General features: G+C 75.3%; 5 protein-coding genes. 4 read left to right on the top strand and 1 reads right to left on the bottom strand.

All coding sequences use genetic code 11. From position 1 onward, the window contains the following. Positions 1–18: 18 nt before the first annotated feature. Positions 19–3,144 (top strand): LuxR C-terminal-related transcriptional regulator, encoded by a 3,126-nt coding sequence (locus FHR36_RS12705; protein ID WP_253796473.1) that lies wholly within the window; start codon positions 19–21, stop codon positions 3,142–3,144. A gap of 73 nt (positions 3,145–3,217) precedes the next feature. On the opposite strand, the gene FHR36_RS12700 is transcribed toward FHR36_RS12705, so the two are convergent. Beyond that, positions 3,218–8,017, bottom strand: coding sequence for a type I polyketide synthase (locus tag FHR36_RS12700; protein WP_301330204.1), 4,800 nt, complete (start codon positions 8,015–8,017; stop codon positions 3,218–3,220). Between the two features lie 357 nt (positions 8,018–8,374). Here FHR36_RS12700 and FHR36_RS12695 point away from each other — a divergent pair, with 357 nt between their 5' ends. The 3 genes from FHR36_RS12695 (at position 8,375) to FHR36_RS12685 (ending at position 20,483) form a co-directional block, all read left to right on the top strand. Continuing rightward, positions 8,375–15,598 carry a type I polyketide synthase gene (locus FHR36_RS12695; protein ID WP_253796471.1) on the top strand — a complete coding sequence of 2,408 codons (7,224 nt, stop codon included), beginning with the start codon at positions 8,375–8,377 and terminating at the stop codon, positions 15,596–15,598. Between the two features lie 20 nt (positions 15,599–15,618). After that, positions 15,619–20,160 carry a type I polyketide synthase gene (locus tag FHR36_RS12690; protein ID WP_253796470.1) on the top strand — a complete coding sequence of 1,514 codons (4,542 nt, stop codon included), beginning with the start codon at positions 15,619–15,621 and terminating at the stop codon, positions 20,158–20,160. Positions 20,161–20,228: 68 nt separating this feature from the next. Next, positions 20,229–20,483, top strand: coding sequence for an acyl carrier protein (locus FHR36_RS12685; protein WP_253796769.1), 255 nt, complete (start codon positions 20,229–20,231; stop codon positions 20,481–20,483).

Here is a 20,483-nt window from a genome sequence, read left to right as displayed (position 1 = left end):
CCACACGTCGCAGCGCTGATGCCGGACATCCACGACCTCGACCCCTCCTTCGGCCCACTGCCCGGCGCGCCCGGTTCCGGCGACCGTTCGGACACGCAACTCCCTGATCGCCGAAACACGTTCGACCAAGAGCAGGGCCACGGGCAACAGCGCCGCTGGCCGCTCGACGCCTGGCGGGGCGCCAGCAAGGAGCAACCCGCCCGGTGCGACAGTCCCGCCCACCTCGCCTGGCCCACCCGGCACCGCGCGTCGAACACCCCGCCCGCCCCCCATCGGTTCGACCCGCCGCCCGTCGGGCGAACGGCCGAGATCGCGCAGCTCGAACGGGCCGTGCACCTGCTGAGATCGGGGCACGGGACCGTCCTGGAGATCGCGGGGGATCCGGGCCTGGGCAAGACCAGCCTGCTGAGCGTCCTCGCCGGGCTCGTCGCCGGGTCCGGGATCCGGCTGGCCCGCGGTCACGCCATCCGCGGGAGTGCCGGCCCCGGCCAGGTCTTCCGGGACGCCTGGGGCGACCATCCCGCGCTGAACCGGCGCGACCTCGACGACGACCGGTTCCTCCGCTCGGCCCGGGAGCTGGTGCTGGACTGGACCGCCGGCGCCGGTGGTGCCCTCCTGCTCGACGATGTCCAGTGGTCCGACCCGGGGTCGGTCGAACTCGTACGGCGGCTCATCCGTCATCCGGTCCCGGGGCCGTTCCTGCTCGCCCTGGCACACCGCCCCCGGCAGACCAGCCCCATCCTGCTGGAGGCCCTGGACGACGGCGTGCGCTCCGGAACCGTGACCCGGATCCCGATGGCACCGCTGGGCCCGGATGCGGTCCGCGAGCTCCTCGCCCGCTGGTCCGCCGACGGCGTCCCGGCCCGCCCGGGGGCGCCCGGCAGCGGCGGGGACCACGAGGACCACCTCGATCGCTTGCAGAATGCGGCCGGCGGCAACCCGCGCAACCTGCGCATCCTGCTGGCCGCCGACTGGGATCCCAGCCTGTCGCCGCTCCGGGGGGACGACCCGGGCGTACTGCTGCGCGAAGCGGCCGCCCTGACCGCCGAATTCGAGGCGGTGTCACCGGACGCCCGCGCGGTCCTGGGCGCGGCCGCCGTCCTCGGTGCGCCGTTCCGCCCGGAGGACGTCCCGCCGGTCTGCGGGCTCGATCCCGACCGGGCCTTCGCGGCGCTCGGCGAACTGACCCGCGCCGACCTCGTGCGGCTCCGCGGCGAAGGCCGCACGTTCGGGTTCCGCGACAGCGTGCTGGAGCAGGTGGCCCACGAGCACGTGGACATCCTCGAACGGTCGACGGCCCACCGGCGGGCGCTGAACCTGCTCACCGAGCAGGGCAGCACCGCCGCACAGCAGGCCCGGCACGCCGTGCACCTGCTCGGAACGGACTCCGCCGCAGCCACGCCCGTCCTCGCCCGGGCCGCGGCCGAGGTCCTCGCGCACCAGCCGGCGACCGCGGCCGGCTGGCTGCGCCTGGCGCTCGACCACACGCCGCGCGGCAGACCGGGCGACGAGACGCGGTCCGAGCTGGAGGTCCTCCGTTCCCGGGCCCTGATCGGCGCGGGGCGGCTGGACGAGGCCCGCACGCTGATTCACGAAGTCCTCTGCCGAATCCAGGAGTTGCCGTGGCAGGTGGCCGTCCGGGCCTTCGGCGCCGCCGCGGACGTCGAGCGCCTGCTCTGCCGCCACGAGGAGGCGGAGGCCATCGCCGCCGCCGCACTGCACCGCCTCCCGGTCTCCGGGGACGGCGACGCTCCCCCGCTCGAAGCCGCCGCCATGATCTACGAGTACGCGCTGGTCCAGTCGATGCGCGGCGACCACGTCCGCGCCCGCGCCATGCTGCGCCCGGCCCTGGACACGAACCTCGAGTCCGCGCACCCGACGAGGGTGGCGATCCGCTGTCTGGCTGCCTCGCAGGACGCCTATCTGGGGGACGTCGTCGCAGCCGTCCCCGCGGTGCGGCAGTGTGTCGCCATCACGAACGCGCTCCCGGATCCCCAGGCCGGACGGTCGCCCGAGATGTTCCTGACCCTCGCCACCGCCGAGTTCTACCTGGAGCGGCTCGACGCCGCCGCCCGCCACTTCAGACGGTTCCTGAAGATCCCCGGTGCCCCCGCCCAGCAGCACCTGGCCTCGTACCAGCTCGTCGGTCTGGCGGCGGTCGAGCTGTGCGGTGGCCGGCTGGCGGAGGCCGCGCGCTGGGCCACCGATGCCGAGCGGTCGGCCACCGCCATCGGCTCGCAGGAGATGGCAGGACTGGCCCGGACGGTGCGGGCCGCCGCACTGGTCTGGTCCGGCGGCCGGCGCGACGCGGGTGAGGCCCTGGCACTGGCCGAATCCGCTCTCGTCGACATCGCCTCGCGGGACAGCTGGTGGTGCCGCAGTACGATCGGGCTGGCGGCCCAGGTGCGCCTGGTCGCCGGCGACGCGGACGGCGCGCTGCGCACCATGCTGGACGGAGCCGGTGGGGAGGACGTGGCGCTGCTCCAGCCCGCGCTCGAACCCTCGCTCCGAGCGCTGATGGCGGCCGCCGCCCTGAGCTGTGGCGACACCACCTCCGCGCGGCGCTGGACGGCCCAGGCGGAAGCCGCCGCGAAGCGCCTGGGGCTGCCCGGGCAGGCTGCGTGGGCGGTGCGCGCGCGGGCGGCGCTGCACCTGACCGATGGTCGCCCCGACCTCGCTTCCGCACTGTTCGAGCAGGCGGCGAAGGGGTTCCACCGGGCCGGGATGCCGATCCAGCGGGCCTGGACGCTGGTCTCGGGCGCCGAGGCGGCCGCGGCGTCACAGGGGCAGGACGTCGCGCTGGACTGGCTGGACTCGGCCGCGGCGGTCGCGGACGCGCTCGGCGCGCTCCGGGTGCGCGAGGAAGCAACGCGCGTGCGGGCCGAGTTGGCCACCGGCGGGTCCGACCGCGACCCGACACAGCCGCAGGCCGGGCCCATGGCGATGCTGAGCGAGCGGGAACGCGAGATCGCCGCACTCGCGGCCACGGGGCTGCGGTCGCGGGAGATCGCCCAGCGGCTGTTCCTCAGTCCGAGGACCGTGGACGCCCACCTCGGTCGGGTGTACCGGCGCCTGGGCCTGTCGTCGCGGACCGAGCTGGCCCGGGTCATCGGCGGACAGATCGGCGCCGGCACCGCGGGGTGAGGGACGGCCCGATGGTGCGGTGGCCGGGCGGTTGGGTCCGCCGGCCACCGCACCATCGGGCCCGCGGTGCGGGTCAGCCGTTCAGTCGGCGCAGCTGCTCGGCGAGGGTGTCGACGGTGTGGGTGAGCTGGTCGGCGGTGTGCTCGCTGGTGATGAAGAAGCGCAGTCGCACCAGTTCCTCGGCGACGGCCGGGTGCAGGATCGGGTTGGCGCTGATCCCTCGGTCCGAAAGGGTTGCCGCCAGCGCCACCGCCTTGGCGGAGTCCTTCACGATGACCGGGACGACCGGGGTGCCGTAGCTGTCACCGGTGTCGATCCCGGCCTCGCGGGCCAGCCGGAGGAACGCCTCGGAGTTCGTCCACAGCTGCTTGAGCCGCTCCGGTTCCGCCCGCATGACCCGGATCGCGGCGAGCGAGGCGGCGGTGTTGGCGGGGGTCATGCCGACGCTGTACACGAAGCCGGGGGTGGCGGCCTTCAGGTAGTCCACCACCCGGCGCGTACCGGCGACGTAACCCCCGCAGCCAGCCAGCGACTTGGACAGCGTGCCGGACCAGAGGTCGACGTCCCGGCGATCGACGAGGAAGTGCTCGCCGACGCCGCCGCCGGTGGCTCCCACGGTGCCGATGCTGTGGGCCTCGTCGATCATCACCAGCGCGCCGTGCCGGCGCTTGACCTCGATGAGGGCCGGCAGATCCACGATGTCGCCGTCCATGCTGTACACGCCCTCGACCACGATCAGCACCCGGCGGTACTGCCCGCGGACCCGGCTCAACAGGTCGTCGAGGGCCGCCATGTCGTTGTGCGGGAACGGGCGGCGGCGTGCGCCGGACAGCTTGCAGCCCTGCAGGATGCTGTCATGGGCGAGGGCGTCGTGGACGATGAGGTCCTCGGGCCCCACCAGGTGGCCGATCACCGTGACGTTGGTCGCGTGGCCGCTGACCAGCGCGATCGCCGCCTCGCAACCGTTGAGAGCGGCGAGTTCGGCCTCCAGCTCGTGGTGCAGCGGCTTGTTGCCGGACAGGAACCTGCTGGCGGAGACCGAGCTGCCGTAGGTGTCCACGGCCTCCTTGACCGCCCGGGTCACCTCCGGATGACCGGACAGCCCCAGGTAGTTGTAGCCGGAGAAGGAGATCAGCTCCCGGCCGTCGATCCGCGTGGTGGCACCCATCGTCCCTTCGTTGAGCAGGAAGTACGGGTTGCGGTCGAGCGCGGCGGCGCGCCGCTCCATCGCGAGCAGCTCGGGGAAGTCCTCGATGCGGCTCTCCATCGCGGCGGCCCCGGTCCCGGTCCCGGTCCCAGGAGTGGTGTCGGTGCGGAGTTCATGCGGGGCGGCGGCCACCCTGGGCGCGCCGACGAGGTCGGCCACGGCGTCGACCACCATGGCGATCGTGGGCTCGCCGGAGAGCAGGTCCGGGCCGATCCCGTCGGCCGCGACCGGGAAGTGCCGGCGCAGCCGCTCCAGCAGCTCGGTCACCATCAGGGAGTCGAAGCCGAGGCCGTGGGTGACCACCGTGTCGTCCGCCAGCTGGTCCACCGAGAAGGCGCTGACCGCCGCGATCTCGGCCTGGACCTGACGGCGGACCTGCTGGTACGCGGTGGTCCCCTGCTCCTCGGCCGCCACCGCGGCGCGCTCGGACGCGGTGGGTTCGGCCGCCTCGGCGGCGGACGCCGGGCGCGGGCCCGACCACTCCACCGAGGACTGCGGGCCGCCGGCCGACGACCGGTCCCGGCCGGACGCCCCGGTGAGGGTCCGCAGTACCTCCAACTGCTCACGCATCAGCATGACGACGTCGTTCATGGGGGGTTCCTGTCCGTCGAGGCTCTGTCGTGGAGGGATGGGCCGCGGCCGGCCGTCGCTGTGGTCGGGCACGGCAACACGGTCGGCGGCGGGGACGGGGACGACCGGCGCCGTGGCCGCGTCGGCGTACGGGACGACCGGGGTGCTGTCCACCTCGCCGGCCAGGACCGCGGTCAGGCCCGGGGTGGTCGGCGGTCCCGGCACCCGGGAGACCACCCGGGCGTGCCAGTGCGCCGTCGCGGCGAGCGGGGACGGCGGCAGCGTGACCAGCGGCGTCCCGGCCGGAACCAGCCCGGTCGCATCGAACCCCACCCCGGTGACCGCGAGCTCGCCGAGGCCGCCGAGCAGGCTGCGCGCGTCGTCGGGGGTCTGCCCGGTCAGCGCGACGCAGCGCACCGCGGACGGGTCGGGCACGCTGTGCCGCACCGCACCGAGCAGGCTGCTGCCGCCCAGCAACTGCACGAAGATCCGGGCTCCGCCCTGGTGGGCGGAGCGCACCGCGTCGCTGAAGCGGACCGGGGCGCTCGCATGCCCGGCCCACAGCTCCCGCAGGACCGACGGATCCGACTCCGGCCGGCCGCTGACCGTGGACACGAACCCGCCCACGGGGCGGTCGATCCGCCGGGTGGCCAGGTCCGCGGCCAGGTCCTCGCGGACCGGGTCGAGCAGCGGGGAGTGGAATCCGTTCGACACCTCCAGCGCGCCGGCGGTCACCCCGGCGGCGGCGCAGCGGCGGGCCAACTCCGCCAGCCCGGCGGGTGTTCCGCTGCAGACGGTCTGGCCGGGGTGGTTGTAGCAGGCCACCCAGACGTCGTCGAGGTCGCGGGTGAGGGCTTCCGTCCGCTCCACGGCCGCACGGACGGCGAGCATCCCGCCCTGCCGGTGGGACTCCGCGCGCCGCATGTGCGCTCCGCGGGTGAGCAGCAGCCGCGCGCACTCGTCCGGTTCGAGCGCGCCGGCCAGCACCGCTGCGGGGAACTCGCCCACGCTGTGGCCGAGGCTGACCGCCGGGGCGAGGCCCAGTGAGCGGACGAGCGAGCCGACGGCCACGCCGAGTGCCCCCAGGACCGGCTGGCACACGTCGGTGCCGGTCAGCCGGGCCCGCCCCCGTGGGCTGTCGCTGTCCGGCCCGTGGACCGCCGCCAGCAGCGAGAACCCGCCCGGGTGCGCCGTCGCCGTCGCGTCCCAGCCCTGCAGGGTCTCCCGCACCACCGGGAAGCGGTCGAACAGGTCACGCAGCATCCCGGGGTACTGGCTCCCCTGCCCGGGGCAGAGGAACGCCACCGCCCGCTCCGCCTCGGGCAGCGGCCTGTCGGCGGCGCAGATGCCTTCCCCGAGCGTGCCGGTGCGGCCCTGGGCCAGGGCGGAGCGGGCCTGCTCGACCCGGGCGCGCAGTTCGTCGCGTCCGGCCGCGACCACGGCGAGGCGTGCCGTCAGCAACCGGCGGGCCGCCAGGGTGCGCGCGATGCCGGCGAGCGGCAGGTCCGGCGTCTCGGCCACCGTCTCGGAGAACCGGTCGAGGTGGGAGACGAGGCGGTCCACGGAACCGGCGGAGAAGAGGAACAGGTACGGCGGCTCGGTGTCCCGGGTCCCGGCCGTCGCTGCCTCCGTGCGCTTCGCAGGGGTACTGCTCGGTGCGGCCGGTCCGGTCGCGGCGCGGGTGGGGGCCTCCTCCAGGACGACGTGCACGTTGGTCCCGCCGAAGCCGAAGTTGCTGACGCCGGCCCGGCGCGGGGTGTCGGCACTGTGCTGCCAGGGCTGGAGACTGTCGGAAATCCGCAGGCCCGCGCCGTGCAACTCGGCCTCGCGGCCGATCCGGGTGGGTGGCATCGGCAGGATGGTCCGGTGGTGCAGCATCAGCGCTGCCTTGATCACCGAGGCCGCGCCCGAGGCGCCCAGTGAGTGCCCGATCAGCGACTTCACCGAACCCAGGCTCGCCTCCACGCGCTCGCCCGTGCCCTCGGTGCGGATCCGGGTGATCGCCTCGATCTCGGTGGCGTCACCGACGACAGTCGCGGTCCCGTGCGCCTCGAAGGCGCCGACCGAGCGGGCGGAGAAGCCGGCGTCCAGGTAGGCCCGCTCCAGGGCCAGCAGTTGGCCGCCCGCCCGGGGAGTCATCGGCCCTTCGGACGCGCCGTCGTTGGACATCCCCACGCCGCGGATCACGGCGTAGACCCGGTCACCGGCGGCCAGCGCGTCGTCCAGCGGCCTGAGCACCAGGACGCCGACGCCGTCGCCGAGCACGAAGCCGTCGGCCCGCGTGTCGAACGGCCGGCACACCCCGTCCGCCGAGACGGCGCCGATCTTCGAGAAGGCCAGCAGGGTGCCGGGATCCAGGGCCAGGTACGCCCCGCCGACCAGTGCCACCCTCGACTCGCCGGCCGTGAGGCTGGCGACCGCCTGGTGCAGCGCCACCGTCGACGCGGAGCAGGCCGCGTCGACGGCGAAGCTCGGCCCGTGCAGGCCGAAGAACTGGCTGACGTTGGCCGCGGCCATGTTCAGCAGCACCCCGGGCAGCACGAACGGCCCCATGGTGCGGACGTCCGGGACGAGTCCGAGGTACTCGGACAGGTTGAGTCCGAAGAACACACCGGTCCGCTCGCGGTCGAACTCGCCCCTCTCCCATCCGGCGTCCTGCAGCGCCTCGCGCGAGGCGTCCAGGAGCAGCCGGTGCTGGGGGTCCATCCCCTGCACCCGGCGGGGCGACATGCGGTAGTGCCGGGCGTCGAAGTGGTCGACCTGAGCGATCGTCGCGAGCTGATCGGTGTAGGTGCCGTTGCGGGCCCGGCGGTCGTCCGGTGTGTGGACCAGCGCGTGGTTCCAGCGCTCCGGTGGGACCGGCCGGAACTGCCGCTCGGCGCGCCGCAGGAGGCGCCAGTAGTCCGGGAGGTCCCGCGCGCCCGGAAACCTGCACCCCATGCCGACGATGGCTGTGTCACGCAAAGCTACCCCCAAATCCGAGTAAGGGCTGCGAGGCGACGCCGGCGGTCGGGTGGGGGCGACCGGGTCGGCGTCAACGGCGTCGGGAGTCGAGTGCCGACCATCACGCTCGCAAGGGCGGCGGCGCCGGCGCATTGGTAGAACTACGGCATCCATTACTCAAGCGTGCTCACGCGTCCGACCGGATCGAGCTGGCCAGACCCATAAAATGCCTTCAGGGAACAGGACTTGACGGTGAGTCAGACCCTCCCGGGGCCCGCGACGTGTGGTTGACATGTGCGCACGAGCCCGGCTTACCCTGTGGACGCTACCGGTCGGTAAGCATCAGCGAGGCCCGGACATCGGACCCCCGAAACGGTGCCGGGGCACCCCATGCCCTGGCACCTTCACGGTGCTCGGGCATCGGCGTGCCCCCAGCAGGGCGGCCCCGCGCTGTGCTGTGCCGAAGCCCCCACACCCCCCGCATCCGCCATGCTGCCCATCGGAGCCCCCATGAGTCCCCACTTGCCGCCGGACGACCTGGTCATCGGCGTCACCCCGCACCAGGAACCGGACGCCGCGCTGGCCGAGGCCGTCTGCCGCGCCGGCGCGCTCGGCGTGCTCGACCTCGGCGCCGGCGACCGCCGGTCGCGCGAGGAGCTCGACCGGCTCCGCGAACGCGTCCCCGGCCGTTTCGGGGTCCGGCTGGGCCCCGGCTGTGCCCTGTCGCCCGGCGAACTGCGCCGGGCCGACGGGACCGGACCGCACACCGTGATCCTGGCACCGGACGTCTCGCCCGCACCGGGCACGCCCGACTGGGACCCGAAGCCGTTCACCGGCCACCGCCTGCTGGTCGAGGTGACCGATCTGGAGCAGGCACTCGCCGCGGTCCACGCCGGGGCGGACGGGCTGATCGCGCGCGGCAGCGAGAGCGGCGGACGGGTCGGCGAGCTGAGCACCTTCGTGCTGCTCCAACTGCTGCTGGACAACCCCGGGATCGAGATCCCGGTCTGGGCCGCCGGTGGCATCGGTCCGCACACGGCGGCGGCCGCGGTGGTCGGCGGCGCGGCCGGGGTGGTGCTGGACACCCAGCTGGCCCTGCTCGCCGAGTCGGCCGTGCCGGAGCACGTCGCGGCCGCGCTGCGTTCGATGGACGGGTCCGAGACCGCAGTGGTCGACGGGCGACGGGTGCTCCGGCGTGGCGCCGGGGCCGGCCCGGCCGCCGGGGCCGCCGGGGCGATCGAGCTGGCCGTGGGCCAGGACGGCTTCCTGGCCGCCCGGTTCGCCGAGCGGTGGCGCACCGCCGGGCGGACCGTGCACGCCGTTCGGGACGCCGTCCGGCAGGCGGCGAGCGGCGCGGGCGCCCGGCTGCTCGGCGCCGGGTCACCGCTCGGCACCGCGCTCGGCACCCGGCTCCCGCTCGCCCAGGGCCCGATGACCAGGGTCAGCGACCAGCCGCACTTCGCCGCCGCGGTGGCCGAGGCAGGCGCGCTGCCGTTCGTCGCGCTCGCCCTCGCGGACCGCGACCAGACCCGCGACCTGCTCACCAGGACCGGTGCCGCGCTCGGCGGACTCCCCTGGGGCGTCGGCGTGCTGGGCTTCGCCGCCGAGGAGGTGCGCAGCGCGCAGCTCGAAGAGGTGCTGGCCGCGCGGCCCAGCCACGCGGTGATCGCCGGCGGACGCCCGGCACAGGCGCGGGTGCTGGACGAGGCCGGGATCCGCACCTTCCTGCACGTGCCCTCGGCCGGCCTGCTGCGGCAGTTCCTGGCGGACGGCGCCCGCCGGTTCGTCTTCGAGGGCTCGGAGTGCGGCGGGCATGTCGGCCCGCTGCACAGCTTCCCGCTCTGGGAGGCGCAGCTGGGAGTGCTGACGGACTTCCTCGACGAGCAGCGCGGCGAGCCGCCGACGGTCGAGGTGCTGTTCGCGGGCGGCGTGCACGACGAGCGCTCGGCGGCGATGGTGGCGGCGCTCGCCGCGCCGCTGGCCGAGCGCGGGGTCGCGGCCGGCGTGCTGATGGGCACCGCGTACCTGGTCACCGAGGAGGCGGTGGCGCTCGGCGCCGTGCAGCCGCGGTTCCAGCGCCAGGTGCTGGCGGCGAGCGCCACCGAACTGCTGCACTCGGCGCCCGGGCACGCGACGCGCTGCGTACCGAGCCCGTTCACCGAGGAGTTCCGGCAGACCGGCGAGCGGCTGCGGTCCGAGGGACGGCCGGACCGGGAGGTCTGGGAGCAGCTGGAGCGGCTGAACGTCGGGCGGCTGCGGATCGCCAGCAAGGGTCTGGACCGGGTGGCCGGGGAGCTCGCCTCGATCGACGACGAGGGGCAGCTGGCGCGGGGCATGTTCATGGCCGGCCAGGTCGCGGTGCTGCGCTCGGCGACCACGACCATTCCCGAGCTGCACGCCGCGGTGACCGGCGGGGCCGGTGCCTTCCTCGCCCGGCGGGCGGCGGAACTCGCCGACCGGCTCGGCGCGTCCGCCGAGCCGGTCGAGCGGCCCAGACCGCTGGAGATCGCGGTGGTCGGCATGGCGGGCATGTTCCCGCAGGCTCCCGACCTGCCCGCGTTCTGGGCGAACGTGCTGAACGGCGTGGACGCGGTGACCGAGGTTCCGGCGGACCGCTGGGATCCCGAGGTGTACTACGGTCCGGACGGCGAGCCGGGCCGCACCCCGTCCAAGTGGGGCGGCTTCCTCCCCCGGATCCCGTTCGACCCGCTCGCCTACGGCATCCCGCCGACCGCGCTCGGCAGCATCGAGCCGGTTCAGCTGCTCGCACTGGAGGCGGCCCGGCGCGCGCTGCTGGACGCGGGGTACGACAGCGGCGCGGGTGACGGCGGCCGGGCCTTCGACCGGGGGCGGGCCGGCGTGGTGTTCGGCGCGGAGGCGGGCAGCGACCTGTCGAACGCGGGCGTGTTGAGCGCGGTGCTGCCCTCCTACCTGGGCGAGGTGCCGGGCCCGCTCGCGGAGCAGCTGCCCAGGCTCACCGAGGACTCCTTCCCCGGCATGCTGGCCAACGTGATCTCGGGGCGGATCGCCAACCGGCTGGACCTGGGCGGCGCCAACTTCACGGTGGACGCCGCGTGCGCGTCCTCGCTGGCGGCGCTCGACGTCGCGTGCAAGGAGCTCGTCTCCGGGACGGCCGACCTGATGCTCTGCGGCGGCGCGGACCTGCACAACGGGATCAACGACTACCTGCTCTTCGCCTCGGTGCACGCGCTCTCCCCCACCGGCCGGTCCCGCCCGTTCGACGCGGCAGCGGACGGCATCGCCCTCGGCGAGGGGGTCGCCTGCCTGGTGCTGAAGCGGCTGGCCGACGCGGAGCGGGACGGCGACCGGGTGTACGCGGTGGTGCAGGGGGTCGGCAGCGCGAGCGACGGCCGTTCGCTCGGGCTGACCGCGCCCCGGCCCGAGGGCCAGCGGGCGGCACTCGAACGGGCCTACCGCAGCGCCGGCGTCGAACCGGCCGCCGTGGGCCTGGTGGAGGCGCACGGGACCGGCACCGTGGTCGGTGACCGCACCGAACTGGCCACCCTCACCGAGGTCTTCACCGAAGCCGGTGCGGCGCCCGGGAGTTGCGCGCTCGGGTCGGTGAAGTCCCAGATCGGGCACACCAAGTGCGCGGCCGGATTGGCCGGGCTGATCAAGGCCTCGCTCGCGCTGCACACCGGCGTGCTGCCGCCGACCCTGCACCTGGAGCGGCCGAACGCCGCCTGGGAGGCGCAGCGGAGCCCGTTCGCCTTCCACACCGAGGCCCGGCCATGGGCCGCGCCGGCGGGTGAACGGGTCGCCGGGGTCAGTGCGTTCGGCTTCGGTGGCACCAACTTCCACGCGGTGCTGCGGGGTCACGACGGCGCGGAACCGGTCCACGGCCTCCAGGAGTGGCCGGCCGAGCTGTTCCTGTTCCGCGGCGCCGACCGGTCCCGGGCGCTGCGCGGCGTCACCGAACTGCTCGGGCTCGCGACGGCGCCGGGCGGGCCCTGGCGGCTGCGCGACCTCGCGCTGGCCGCCTCCCGGCGAGCCGCGGCCGGGCACGGGCCGGTGCGGGTCGCGATCGTGGCGGGGGATGTCGCGCAGCTCGTCGCGCTGCTGAACCGGGCGCTGGCCGAGGAGCACGCGCCGCAGGACGGGCTGCACCTGGACGCGGCGGACGAGGAGCCCGGCGGTCGGCTCGCCTTCCTCTTCCCCGGCCAGGGCAGCCAGCGGCCAGGGATGTTCGCCGAGCTGTTCGCCGCGTTCCCGGCGCTGCAACGGCAGTTGCGGCTCGGGCACCGGTACGCCGACCTGCTGTACCCGCCCGCCGCGTTCACCTCCGAGGAGCGAGCGGCGCAGCGGGCCGCGGTGACCGACACCCGGGTCGCCCAGCCGGTGCTGGGCCTGACCGGGCTCGCGGCCCAGGAGCTGCTCGCGCTCGCGGGCGTGCGGCCGCAGCTCGCGGCGGGCCACAGCTACGGCGAGCTGGTCGCGCTCTGCGCGGCGGGGGCACTGGCGGCGCAGGACCTGCCGGGGCTCAGTGCGGAGCGGGCGCGCTCGATCCTGACCGCGGTCGGGGCCGACGAGGACGACGCGGTCGGCGCAGCGCCGGGGCGGGACCCGGGAGCGATGGCCGCCGTCCGGGCCGGCACCGAGGAGATCGAGAAGGTCCTGTCGGGCTCCGAGGCGGTCGACGCGGTAGTGGTGGCGAACCACAACGCGCCGCGGCAAGCAGTGATCTCGGGGCCGACCGAGCAGGTGGCGGCCGCCACCGAGCTGCTGCGGGAGGCCGGGTACGGGGCGAAGCGGCTGCCGGTGGCGTGCGCCTTCCACAGTCCGCTGGTCGCCGGCGCGGGCGAGCCGTTCGCGGCGGCGCTGGCCGAACGGTCGGTGCGGGCACCGGAGTTCCCGGTCTGGTCGAACCGCACGGCAGACGCCTATCCCGCCGACCCGGCCGCGATCCGGGCCGAGCTGGCGGCGCAGATCGGTGCGCCGGTTCGGTTCGCGGCACAGATCGAGGCGATGTACGAGGCGGGTGCCCGGGTCTTCGTGGAGGCCGGGCCCGGGTCGGTGCTGACCCGCCTGGTGTCCGAGGTGCTCGGCGACCGGCCGCACCGGGCCGTACCGCTGGAGCGGCGGCGCACCGGCCTGCCCGGCTACCTCGACGCGCTCGCCGAACTCGCCGTCGCCGGGGTGCCGGTGCACACCGACCGGCTGTTCCGCGGCCGCGACGCGGTGCCTGCGGGCCGCGGGCCGGCCCCCCGCCGACCCGGCTGGACGGTGGACGGCCAGCTGGTGCGGACCGCCGCAGGAGAGACCTTGCCCGGTGCGCTGGCACCGGCCCGACCCGTACCGGAGGCCCTGATGTCCACGCCCGACCCGAGATCCGCGGACCCGCAGGCACTGATCGCCGATTTTCTCAGCACCAGCCGGGAGTTGATCGCTTCTCAGCGGGACGTGCTGCTGACCTACCTCGGGGCCGCCCAACCGGCGGTGCCGCCGGTCCGCTCCGTTGCTCCTCACCTTCCGCGGCCTGTCGCTCAGGTGTCCGTCCCCGAGGCCGCCGCTGCACCGCAGCCCGCGAGCCCGAGGGGCGTGAGCGACCTGCTCGCCCTGGTCGTCGAGGTGATCGGCGAACGCACCGGCTACCCCGCCGACATGATCGAACCCGACCTCGACCTCGAAGCCGACCTCAGCGTCGACTCCATCAAGCGCACCGAAATCATCGGCCAGCTCGTCCGCCGCCTCACCGACCAGGCCGACACCGACACCACACCACTGACCGACGACGAAATCGAACAGCTCGCCCGCGCCCGCACCGCCGCCGCCATCGCCACCTGGCTCACCGACCGATTCGGCCGCCCGAACCAGACCACGGCCGCGGCACCGCACCCGGCCGCCCCGATGAACGCGACCGACCTGCTCACCGTGGTCATCGACGTCATCGGCGAACGCACCGGCTACCCCGCCGACATGATCGAACCCGACCTCGACCTCGAAGCCGACCTCAGCGTCGACTCCATCAAGCGCACCGAAATCATCGGCCAACTCGTCCGCAGACTCGCCGACCGGGCCGGCGCCGACACCACACCACTGAACGACGACGAAATCGAGCAACTCGCCCGCACCCGCACCGCCGCCGCCATCGCCACCTGGCTCACCGACCGATTCGGCCGCCCGAACCAGACCACGGCCGCGGCACCGCAGGACGTCCCCGCACTCCGGCCGACCGACCCCGACGCCGCACCGACCGACGGCCCCGCGGTGCCGGCGGGTCACGATCCGCTCCGGCTGTGCTTCGAGGAGGTCCCGCTGCCGCAGGCCCCGGCACCCGCCGACATCCTCGCCGGCCGGCACCTCCACCTCCTCGGCGACGACGGCCACGGCCTCGCCGCCGCGCTCGCGACCCGCCTCGGCGCGCTCGGGGCCCAGGTGTCCTCCCACCCGGTGGACCACCACCTGTCCCCCGCCGACGGCGAGGCGGACGGAGTCCTGCTGCTCGATCCGCTCGCCGCGGACGGCACTGCGGTGCTTCCCGGCGCCGTACCCGCGCTGCAGGCGGCGCTGGCTCGCGCACCGCGCCGACTGCTCGCGATCAGCCCCGCCGAGCGCACCGGGCACCGCGGGAGCGGACGTGCGGACGGCCTGCGCGGCCTGTTCCGCACCCTCGCCCGCGAGTACCCCGACATGTCGGCCCGCCTCCTCGAACTCGACCGCCCCGAGGGCCCGGCCGACTCCGCGGACCAGGCGCGGACCGTGGACGCCGTCGTCGCCGAACTGCTCGCCGACGACCACGAGACGGTGGTGCTGCGCACCGCGACCGGTCGGCGCGGCCTCGTGCTGCGCGAGACCGGACTCGGCGTGCTCGGCAGCACGGGCGCCGGCCCGGCCGGCGACGGCGTGGCCGAGGCCGCCGCGCTGGGCCTGGATGGCGAGGCCGTCGTGCTGCTGGTCGGCGGCGCCCGAGGCATCACCGCCCACGTGGCGACCGCGCTGGCCGCCGCGAGCCGCTGCCGCCTGGAGCTGCTCGGCCGCACCGCGCCGCCGGACGGACCCGAGGACCCGGCGACCGCCACGGCCCGCGACCGCGCCGCGCTGCGCGCCGTACTGGCCCGCCGGGGTGTGCCGCTGCCGGAGGTGGACGCCGCCGCGTCCCGGCTGCTCGCGGGCCGCGAGGTCGCCGCGACCCTGGCCGAGCTCGAGGCGCTGGGCTCGCCGACCGGCTACCGGACCGTGGACGCGGCCGACGGCGCCGCGCTGCGCCAGGCGGTCAAGGAGGTGTACGCCGAACACGGACGACTGGACGGCGTGATCTTCGCCGCAGGCGTGATCGAGGACAAGGTGCTGGCCGAGAAGGACCCCGCCTCCTTCCGGCGGGTCTTCACCACCAAGGTCGACGGCGCCCGCGCGCTGCTCGACGCGTTGTCCGAACTGCCGGTCGGACCCGGGTTCACCGTCCTGTTCGGCAGCATCGCGGCGGCCCTCGGCAACCGCGGCCAGGCCGACTACGCGGCGGCCAACGACGCCCTGGAGGAGCTCGGCGCCCGGTGGGCCCGGCACACGGGGCGGCGGGCGCTGACCGTGCACTGGGGCCCGTGGGCTCCGTCCGCCCGGCACAACGGCATGGTCTCCGTCGAGCTCGCCCGCGACTACGCCGGCCGCGGCGTGAAGCTGATCGCCCCGGACGCGGGCGCCCAGGCGCTGCTCCGCGAACTCGCCTGGGGCGACCCGCAGTCGCGGTCCGTGGTCTACACCGCTTCGGGCTGGTGAGGGGGGTGACGAGCCGCCGGATGCCGCCCGTGGCCGTGGTCGGGATGGCGGTGCTGCTGCCGGGCGCCCCGGACCTGGCCACCTACTGGCGCAACCTGCTCGACGGCGTCGATGCAATTGGCGAGGTGCCGGCGGGCCGCTGGGACCCGGAGTACTACGACCCGCAGGCCGCCGACGGCTCGCCCGACCGGCTGTACTGCCGTCGCGGCGGCTTCGTGGACGGCCTCGCCCAGGTCCAGCCGACCCGGTTCGGCATGATGCCGAACTCCGTCGCCGCCACCGAGCCGGACCAGCTGATCGCCCTCCAGGTCGCCGACGCCGCGATCGCGGACGCCGGCGGCCCGGACCGGCTGCCGGACCGGGACCGGGTCGGCGTGGTGCTCGGCCGTGGCGGGTACCTGACCCCGGGCATCGCCCGGCTCGACCAGCGGGTCCGCGGGGCACACCAGTTGACCCGAACCCTGAGCGAACTGCTGCCGCAGCTGACGACCGATCAGCTCGATCGGGTGCGAGCGGCGTTCACCGAGCGGCTCGGACCGGACCAGCCGGAGGCGGCGATCGGCCTGGTGCCGAACCTGGCCGCCTCCCGGCTGGCCAACCGGCTCGACCTGCGCGGACCCGCGTACACGGTGGACGCCGCCTGCGCCTCCTCGCTGGTCGCGGTGGACCAGGCCGTCGGCGAGCTGGCGAGCGGACGGTGCGACACGGTGCTCGCGGGCGGGGTGCACCACTGCCACGACGTCACGCTGTGGAGCGTGTTCGCCCAGCTCAGGGCGCTCTCCCCGAGCCAGCGGATCCGCCCGTTCCACCGCGGTGCGGACGGCATCCTGATCGGCGAGGGCACCGGCGTGGTCGTGCTCAAGCGGCTCGAGGACGCCGAGCGGGACGGCGACCGGGTGTACGCGGTGATCCGCGGCACCGGAGTGGCCGGCGACGGCCGCACAGCCGCGCTGGCCAGCCCCGACCCGGGCGGCCAGCGGCGCGCGGTGGAGCAGGCCTGGCGGGCCGCCGGATGCGACCCGGCGGCGCCCGGTGCGCTCGGCCTGCTGGAGGCGCACGGCACCGCGACGCCGGCCGGGGACGCGGCCGAACTGGCCACCCTGGCCCAGGTGTTCGGCCAGGCGCGGGCCGGCGAGCAGCGGGCCGTGCTCGGCTCGGTCAAGTCGATGATCGGCCACACCATGCCGGCCGCGGGCATCGCCGGGCTGGTCAAAGCCGCGCTGGCCGTGCACCACGGGGTGCTGCTGCCGACGCTGCACTGCGAGGAGCCGCACCCGGCGCTGGCCGGCACGCGGTTCCGGCCGATCGCCGCCGCCGAGCCCTGGGAGGCCGGGAGCGGCCCGCGACGCGCCGGGGTGAACGCCTTCGGCTTCGGCGGGATCAACGCGCACGTCGTCCTCGAACAGGCGCCCGGTACCACGCCGTCCCCCGTCCTGCCGCTGGTCGGGCGGGCCGCTCGGTCGGCCGACCCCGGGCCGGCGACCGCGACCGTACAGGTGGTCGAGCCCGAACGGGTGCTGCGCCTGGCCGCCGACTCGCCCGCGCAACTGGCCGCGCTGGTCGCCGGCGCGGACGACCCCGCCCTGCTTCGCGCGGGTCGGCCCGAGGACGGCGGCCCGGCACCGCGCTGCCGCCTCGCGGTGGTCGACCCGACGCCGAAGCGTCTCGCCGTGGCCCGGCGCGCCGTGGCCCGGGGTCGGGCGTGGCGCGGCCGGAGCGACGTCTGGCACGCACCGGCTCCGCTGCTCGGCCCGGGCGGCGGCCGGCTGGCGTTCCTCTTCCCGGGTCTGGAGGGCGAGTTCGCACCACGGGTGGCCGATGTCGCGGACCACTTCGGGCTGCCCCGACCGCCCGTCGGCGACGGCACCCGGGTCGGCGACGTCGGCCGGCACGGCGCGGGTGTGGTCGCCGTCGGGCGCCTGCTCGACGCGGCCCTGCGCCGGATCGGCCTGCGGCCGGACGCCGTGGCCGGCCACAGCGTCGGCGAGTGGACCGCCATGATCGCCGGCGGCCTGTACTCCGGCGCCTCGGTCGACGCGTTCCTGACCGCCTTCGACCCGGACGCGCTAAGGGTGCCCGGCCTGGCGTTCGCCGCTCTCGGCACGTCCGCGGACCGGGTTCTCGACGCGCTGGCCACCCTGCCCGGCATGACCGAGGTCGTGCTGTCGCACGACAACGCCCCGCAGCAGGCGATCGTCTGCGGACTGGAGCAGCCGGTCGCCGAGCTGGTCCGCCGGTTCCGGGAGCGCGGAGTGCTCGGTCAGGTGCTGCCGTTCCGCTCCGGGTTCCACACGCCGATGCTGGGCCCGTACCTGGCGCCGATCCGGCAGGCCGCCGAGCAGTTCGAGCTGCACACGCCCGCCGTGCCGGTCTGGTCCGGGACCACGGCCGCGCCGTTCCCGGCGGCCGAGGCCGAGGTGCGCGCGCTGTTCCTGCGCCACCTGCTGGAGCCGGTGCGGTTCCGCCCGCTGGTCGAGGCGCTGTACGCGGCCGGCTTCCGGGCGTTCGTCCAGGTGGGCACCGGGCAGCTGGGCTCGCTGGTGGCCGACACGCTGCACGACCGGGAGCACCTGGCCGTCGCGGCGAACGCCCCGCAGCGCGACGGGCTCGCTCAACTGCGGCGGGTGGCGGCGGCGTTGTGGGTCGACGGCGCCGAACCGGACGCCGCGGCGCTCCGGCCGGCACGGGCCGGACAGGCGGCGGCACGGCGCGAGCACCCGGCCGTGCCGCTGGACCTCGGCAGCGCGCTGGTCTCGCTGGACCGTGCGGCGCTCGGCCCGCTGATCGCCGAGACGGCTCCGCGGAGCCGTCCCGAGGCCGACCCCCTCGGGCGACTCGGCGAGCACTCTCCCCTGGCGGCCGAACTCCACGCCCTGCTCAGGGAAACCGAACGCACCGCCACCGAACTGATCGGTGCAGCGGAACAGTTGGCAAGGCGAGTGCCGGCTGCCGCGCCGCGCGGGGACGCCGGACGCGACACCGCCCGGCTGCACATCTCACTCGACACCATGCCGTACCTGGCCGACCACTGCTTCTTCCGCCAGCGCCCGGACTGGCCCGATCCCTCGGACCGCTGGCCGGTCGTCCCCGCGACCACGATCGTCCAGCACCTGCTGGACTCCGCCGAGGCGGCCGCGCCCGGCCGGATCGCCGTCGGCGCACGGGACCTGCGGTTCGGCCAGTGGGTGCCGGCGGCCGAGCCGCTCGACGTCGAGATCGCTCTCCGGCAGGCCGGCCCGGACCTGCTGAACGCCAGGTTCGGACAGTTCGCGGACGGCGTGGTGGAACTGGGTGACCGTCACGACGATCCACCTGCCCCCTGGCCGGTCGACCCGGAAGCCGAGCAGCGCCCCGAGCTGACCGCCGCCCGCCTCTACCAGGACCGGTGGATGTTCCACGGTCCGGCCTTCCAGGGCCTGACCGAGCTCACCGCCATCGGTGCGACACACGTACGCGGCGTGATCACCGCGCCCGCCGCACCCGGTGCGCTGCTGGACAACGTCGGGCAGTTGCTGGGGTACTGGATCATGGCCACCCGCACCGAGCGGACCGTGGTCTTCCCGGTCGCCATCCGCCGGCTGCGCTACCACGGACCGGCGCCCCGGCCGGGCGCCCGGCTCCACTGCCACCTGCGGATCACCGCCCTGACCGACAACGTGCTCGAAGCCGAGGGGCAGCTGCGCCTCGCCGACGGCACGGTCTGGGCAGAGCTGCACGGCTGGCAGGACCGCCGTTTCGACAGCCACCCCGAGACCCGCCCGGTCGAGCGGTTCGTCGATCGCCACACCCTCGGGCGACCGCAGCCGGGCGGCTGGGTGCTGCTGCACGAGCGCTGGCCGGACCTCGCCTCCCGCGACCTGATCATGCGCAACCACCTCGGCGCAGCCGAACGGGAACGGTACGCGCAGCAGCCGCCGCGCACCCGCCGGGCCTGGCTGCTCGGCCGGATCGCGGTGAAGGACGCCGTCCGTCGGTGGCTGTGGGAGCAGGGTGAGGGACCGGTCTTCCCGGCCGAGATCGAGGTGCGCAACGATCCGGACGGCCGACCGGTGGTGACCGGGCTGCACGGCCGCGTGCTCCCGCCGCTGGACGTCTCGCTCGCGCACCGCGCCGAGGCGGCGGCAGCCCTGGTCCGGCCGGCCGGGGGCGGGGTCGGCATCGATCTCGAAGAGGTCGTCGACCGGCCCGCCGAGACACTGCAGGTGGCCCTCGGCGCGGCCGAGTCGGCGCTGCTGACGGAATGCCGGGGCAGCGACGGTGGCAGTACGGCCCTGTGGTTCACCCGGTTCTGGGCCGCCAAGGAAGCCGCGGCCAAGGCCGCGGGCACCGGGCTGCGCGGCCGTCCCCGCGATTTCGCCGTGGTCGCGGCCGAAGGGTCCGCCCTGGTGGTCGAGGCCGCCGGGCCGCGGGGCCCGCAGCGCCACCACGTGCACTGGGCCGTGGTCGACAGCCCTCCGGGCCTGCCGCTCCGCCAGTACGTGGCGGCCTGGACCACCGGCGAGGGCCCTCAGGAACAGCCCCACAAGCACCAGCACGACATCGAGAGGACGACAACGACGTGACCGTCAGCGAGCAGACCGTGGACCGCACCCCGCCCACCGCCGAGTGGGTCCTCGGTGAGATCACCGCCATGCTGGCCGCCGTCCTGGACGAGTACGGCCTGCAGGACACCGAGGTCACCATGGCGACCCGGTTCACCGAGGACCTGGAGCTGGAGAGCATCGACCTGGTCACCCTGGCCGGCCGGCTCCAGGAACGCTGGGGCGACCGGGTCAACTTCGCCGAGTTCATCGCGGGCATGGAACTGGACGAGATCATCGAACTGTCCGTCGGCCGACTGGTCGAGTACGTGGTGGCGCGGCTGAACACAGACGGGCGGGGCTGA

It is taken from the genome of Kitasatospora cinereorecta (genome assembly GCF_024172095.1).
GTDB classification, from domain to species: domain Bacteria; phylum Actinomycetota; class Actinomycetes; order Streptomycetales; family Streptomycetaceae; genus Kitasatospora; species Kitasatospora cinereorecta.
Note: the sequence above shows the minus strand (reverse complement) of the source record. Positions and strands in the feature narration are given on the sequence as shown.

What these genes read in the sequence shown, in the direction of transcription:
- FHR36_RS12705 (WP_253796473.1), top strand. Translation starts at nt 19, where the DNA reads ATGCCGGACATCCACGACCTCGACCCCTCCTTCGGCCCACTGCCCGGC.
- FHR36_RS12700 (WP_301330204.1), bottom strand. Translation starts at nt 8,017, where the DNA reads ATGCGCCGGCGCCGCCGCCCTTGCGAGCGTGATGGTCGGCACTCGACT.
- FHR36_RS12695 (WP_253796471.1), top strand. Translation starts at nt 8,375, where the DNA reads ATGAGTCCCCACTTGCCGCCGGACGACCTGGTCATCGGCGTCACCCCG.
- FHR36_RS12690 (WP_253796470.1), top strand. Translation starts at nt 15,619, where the DNA reads ATGCCGCCCGTGGCCGTGGTCGGGATGGCGGTGCTGCTGCCGGGCGCC.
- FHR36_RS12685 (WP_253796769.1), top strand. Translation starts at nt 20,229, where the DNA reads ATGCTGGCCGCCGTCCTGGACGAGTACGGCCTGCAGGACACCGAGGTC.